Genomic DNA, 4,524 nt, shown 5'->3' with positions numbered 1-4,524 from the left:
GAGACAGCGCCCCCAACACCCCCACCGCTGGCCCGGGCGACATTCGCCATCCCCCGCCAGGGCGGGACGTTTCATCGTGGGCTGATTCATCCCGAGATACGGATCATCCGATAGCCGGACAAATCAGCATGATCTACTAGTCGGATCGGGCGACGTGACATTGATGTTATGGGCAACATCGCCGAATCGGTGGCCAAGAGCGCTGCGAGGGGTGATCATGTGTACCTAGAGCGCACATCCACTCCAGGAGGCACGTGTGGCCGAGACTCTCAAGAAGGGCAGCCGGGTGACCGGCGACGCGCGGTCGCAGCTCGCGACCGACCTCAAGACGAAGTACGAGGCGGGCGAGTCCATTCGCGCCCTCGCCCAGTCCACCGGGCGTTCGTACGGGTTCGTGCACCGGATGCTCAGCGAATCCGGTGTGACGCTTCGGGGCCGGGGCGGCGCGACGCGCGGCAAGGCGAAGACCGCCTGACCAGGTCGTATTGGCCGGGCGGAGGTCGGGCAGCCGACCGGTGACGAAGGGGCGGGGTGCGTGATGGGCACCCCGCCCTCTTCTGTGTCCGCGCCGTCCTTCTTCCTCGCTCCAGGCCGAGTCCGGACGCGGCGGACACCTCTATTGTCGGGCACTCCGCTGGCGCAACAAGTTACCCGCGAGTAGTCTCGCTCTTCGGCACCGTTCGCACGGATTCGGGAGAGCGCATGAGCTGGGAAGACACCGCACGTCAGGCCGCCGAGGCGGGCATCGACGTGCTGCTGGAGGGTGAGGCCGCGACCGTCACCCTGAACCGGCCGGACAAGCGCAACTCGCAGACCCCTGAGTTCTGGGCCGCACTGGCCGCGATCGGCGCGGCGCTGCCGGGCACCGTGCGCGTCGTGGTGCTGCGCTCGGAGGGCAAGTCCTTCTCCGCGGGCCTGGACCGTTCGATGTTCGAGAACTTCGCCACCTTCGCCGCGGCCTCCGACGAGGAGGTGGACCGCACCATCGAGGGGTATCAGGAGGCGTTCACCTGGTGGCGCCGCACCGACCTGGTCACCGTCGCCGCGGTCCAGGGGCACGCCATCGGCGCCGGCTTCCAGCTCGCGCTGGCCTGCGACATCCGCGTCGTGGCCGACGACGTCCTGTTCTCCATGAAGGAGCCGGCCCTCGGTCTGGTGCCGGACCTGGCCGGGACGCAACCGCTGGTCGACGCCGTCGGCTACTCGCGCGCCCTGGAGATCGTGGCCACCGCGCGCTACGTCGACGCCGAGGAGTCCCTGCGCATCGGCCTGGCCAACCACGTCGTCCCGCGCGGCGAACTGCACGCCGCCGCGGCCAAGCTCGCCGCCGACCTGCTGGCCAACCCGCGCGGCGCCGTCACGGAGTCGAAGGCTCTGCTGCGGGCGGCGGCGGGGCGTCCGTACGACGAGCAGCGGGCCGCGGAGCGGGCGGCGCAGACCCGGCGCTTCCGGGACCTGGCCGGGACGGGAGAGTCCTGACCACCCGCTGCCACGACGGCAGAAGTCCACGACGAGCGTCAACGCGGTCGGCTACTGCGCCGTCTCGGACACCAGCGTCGGCTCGGGCCGCTTGGCGGCCCGGCCGTCCCCGGAGGACTTGCCGGTGATCCGCCGCCCGATCCACGGGAGCAGGTAGACGCGCATCCACCGCAGGTCCTGGCGCCGGGCCTGGAGCCACGGCTTGGGCCGGGCCGGCGGCAGCCCCGCGCGCCAGTCGAAGCTCGGCTCCGCGCCCAGCGCCTGCAGCACGGCTTCGGCGACGCGCCGGTGGCCCTCGGGGGAGAAGTGCAGCCGGTCCTCGGCCCACATCCGCGAGTCGTCGAAGACCCGGGCCGTGAACAGGTCCACGACCACCGCGCCGTGCGACTCGCCGAACGCGTCCACGAGTTCGATCAGCCGGTTGACGGCGGGCATCAGCCGCTGCGAGCCGCGCATCCGGCGGCGCGGGTCGGTCGGGCGGAACAGGACGATGGTGGCCTTGGTCGTGGCCAGCTGCGCGAAGCAGGACTGGACGCTGGCCTCGACCGCCGACATGTCGCAGCGCGGGCGCAGCACGTCGTTCAGCCCGCCGGCCAGCGTGATCAGGTCGGCGTCCAGCGTCGCCGCGACCGGGATCTGGTCCCGCTCGATCTGCCCTATCAGCTTGCCGCGCACCGCGAGGTTCGCGTACCGCAGGTGCGGGTCGTCGGCGGCCAGCCGCTCGGCCACCCGGTCGGCCCAGCCCCGGAACGAGCCGTCCGGCAGCGTGTCGTCGCACATGCCCTCGGTGAAGGAGTCCCCGACCGAGACCATGACCTTGCCCTGGTGGGCGCTCAGTGTCGTGAAGTCCATGGTGGCTAGATCCTAGCGGCGGTAGTTTCCGGTCCGGCGGGGGCGTCCGTCGGGGCCGAGAACCGGCCCCGCGACCTGCGGCTCCCCGCTGTTCGCCGACAGCGCACGCAGCCCGTCTTCAGAAAACGAGTCCCGAGGGTTCACCATGGCTGAAGGCTATGGGAATGGCCGTGCCGCCTCACGGCATTTATGCCTGACGGGGATTCACGACTTAGGGAGCTACACGCGTGTCGATGGGTGGTGGGATGGGCTCGCCGGGCATGATGATGATGCGCGGCGCCCGCCGGAACGACCAGGAGATCCTGAACCACAAGCTCGCGCCGGGGACCATCAGGCGGATCTTCGGGATCGCGCGGCCTTACCGGGTGCTGATCAGCGTCTTCCTGGCGATCACGGTCATCGACGCGGTGCTGGTGGTGCTGCCGCCGCTGCTGGCGCAGAAGCTGGTCGACAGCGGCGTGCTCAAGGGCGACCGGGCCGTGGTCACGAAGCTGGCGCTGATCATCGCGGTGGTCGCGGTGGGGGACGCGCTGGCCTCGCTGGTGAACCGCTTCCTGTCCTCGCGGATCGGCGAGGGGCTGATCTACGACCTGCGGACGCGGGTGTTCGCGCACGTGCAGCGCATGCCGATCGCCTTCTTCACCCGGACCCAGACCGGCGCCCTGATCTCCCGGCTGAACAGCGACGTCATCGGGGCGCAGCAGGCCTTCACCTCGGTGCTGTCCAGCGTGCTGTCGAACGTCATCAGCCTGGTGCTGGTCGCCGGGACCATGTTCTACCTGTCCTGGCAGATCACGGTGCTGTCGCTGGCCCTGCTGCCGATCTTCCTGATCCCGGCGCGGCGCGTCGGCAAGCGGATGCAGGGCCAGGTCCGCCGGCAGATGCAGCTGAACGCCGACATGTCGGCGATGATGACCGAGCGCTTCAACGTCTCCGGCGCGCTGCTGGCCAAGCTGTTCGGCCGCCCCGCCGAGGAGGACGCGGAGTTCGCCGAGAAGGCCGCCGGGGTCCGGAACGCGGGCGTCAGCATCGCGCTGACCGGCGCGTTCTTCACCACGGCGCTGACTCTGGTGGCCGCCCTGGCCACCGCGCTGACCTACCTGATCGGCGGCCGGCTGGCGATCAGCCATTCGATCACGCTGGGCACGCTGATCGCCCTGGCCGCGCTGCTCGGCCGGCTCTACGGCCCGCTGACCGCGCTGACCAACGTCCGCATCACGGTGATGTCGACGCTGGTCTCCTTCGACCGGGTCTTCGAGGTCCTGGACCTGGAGCCGATGATCAAGGAGAAGCCGGACGCCGGCGTGCTGCCCACCGGGCCGGTCGCGGTCGAGTTCGACGACGTCGCCTTCCGCTACCCGACCGCCGAGGAGGTCTCCCTGGCTTCCTTGGAGTCGGTGGCCCGCCTGGACCAGGCGCCGTCGGCGCAGGTGCTGGCCGGCGTGACCTTCACCGCGGCGGCGGGGCAGATGGTGGCGCTGGTCGGCCCGAGCGGCGCCGGCAAGACCACGATCACCTCGCTGGCGAACCGCCTCTACGACCCGCAGTCGGGCGCGGTCCGCATCGGCGGCACGGACATCCGCGACGTCACGCTGGAATCGCTGCACGCGACGGTCGGCACGGTGACGCAGGACGCGCACATGTTCCACACCACGATCCGCGGCAACCTCCTCTACGCGCGCCCCACCGCCACCGACGAGGAACTGACCGAGGCCCTGCGCGACGCCCAGATCATGGACCTGGTCCACAGCCTGCCCGACGGCCTGGACACCGTGGTCGGCGACCGCGGCTACCGCCTGTCCGGCGGTGAGAAGCAGCGCCTGGCGATCGCCCGCCTGCTCCTGAAGGCGCCGAGCGTCGTCGTGCTCGACGAGGCCACCGCACACCTGGACAGCGAGAACGAGGCGGCGGTCCAGCGCGCCCTGGCCCGGGCGCTGCGGGGACGGACGTCGCTGGTGATCGCGCACCGGCTGTCGACGGTGCGGGACGCCGACCAGATTCTGGTGGTGGACGGCGGGCGGATCGTGGAGCAGGGGCGGCATGAGGAGTTGCTGGCCGCGGATGGGTTGTATGCGGAGTTGTACCGGGTGCAGTTTCAGGGGCAGGAGAGCATGCGGGGTGGGGATTCGGAGGCTGATGCTGGCGCCGAGTCCGACGCTGCGGCGGAGGTGGCGGCGGCTGCGGGGTGATGGG

At 70.7% G+C, this 4,524-nt stretch carries 4 protein-coding genes; 3 read left to right on the top strand and 1 reads right to left on the bottom strand.

The genetic code is table 11. From position 1 onward, the window contains the following. Window positions 1-256 precede the first annotated feature (256 nt). Both GWK61_RS52960 and GWK61_RS52955 read left to right on the top strand, forming a co-directional pair. On the top strand, window positions 257-475 hold the full coding sequence (locus tag GWK61_RS52960) for a helix-turn-helix domain-containing protein (RefSeq protein ID WP_194921883.1): 219 nt from the start codon (window positions 257-259) through the stop codon (window positions 473-475). A 227-nt stretch (window positions 476-702) separates the two neighbouring features. After that, window positions 703-1,479 carry an enoyl-CoA hydratase/isomerase family protein gene (locus tag GWK61_RS52955; RefSeq protein ID WP_194921882.1) on the top strand — a complete coding sequence of 259 codons (777 nt, stop codon included), beginning with the start codon at window positions 703-705 and terminating at the stop codon, window positions 1,477-1,479. Between the two features lie 51 nt (window positions 1,480-1,530). On the opposite strand, the gene GWK61_RS52950 is transcribed toward GWK61_RS52955, so the two are convergent. Then, window positions 1,531-2,331 (bottom strand): SGNH/GDSL hydrolase family protein, encoded by an 801-nt coding sequence (locus tag GWK61_RS52950; protein ID WP_194921881.1) that lies wholly within the window; start codon window positions 2,329-2,331, stop codon window positions 1,531-1,533. Window positions 2,332-2,576: 245 nt separating this feature from the next. Here GWK61_RS52950 and GWK61_RS52945 point away from each other — a divergent pair, with 245 nt between their 5' ends. Then, complete coding sequence (locus GWK61_RS52945) at window positions 2,577-4,520, top strand: ABC transporter ATP-binding protein (protein WP_438939833.1); 1,944 nt, start codon at window positions 2,577-2,579, stop codon at window positions 4,518-4,520. The last annotated feature ends 4 nt before the right edge of the window (window positions 4,521-4,524 follow it).

Origin of the sequence: Catenulispora rubra, from assembly GCF_015356825.1 — a bacterium.
In the GTDB taxonomy this organism is placed as follows: Bacteria; Actinomycetota; Actinomycetes; order Streptomycetales; family Catenulisporaceae; genus Catenulispora; species Catenulispora rubra.
The sequence above is the reverse complement of the archived record's forward strand: the minus strand, read 5'-3'. Positions and strand labels throughout refer to the sequence as shown.

What these genes read in the sequence shown, in the direction of transcription:
- GWK61_RS52955 (WP_194921882.1), top strand. Translation starts at nt 703, where the DNA reads ATGAGCTGGGAAGACACCGCACGTCAGGCCGCCGAGGCGGGCATCGAC.
- GWK61_RS52950 (WP_194921881.1), bottom strand. Translation starts at nt 2,331, where the DNA reads ATGGACTTCACGACACTGAGCGCCCACCAGGGCAAGGTCATGGTCTCG.
- GWK61_RS52945 (WP_438939833.1), top strand. Translation starts at nt 2,577, where the DNA reads ATGGGCTCGCCGGGCATGATGATGATGCGCGGCGCCCGCCGGAACGAC.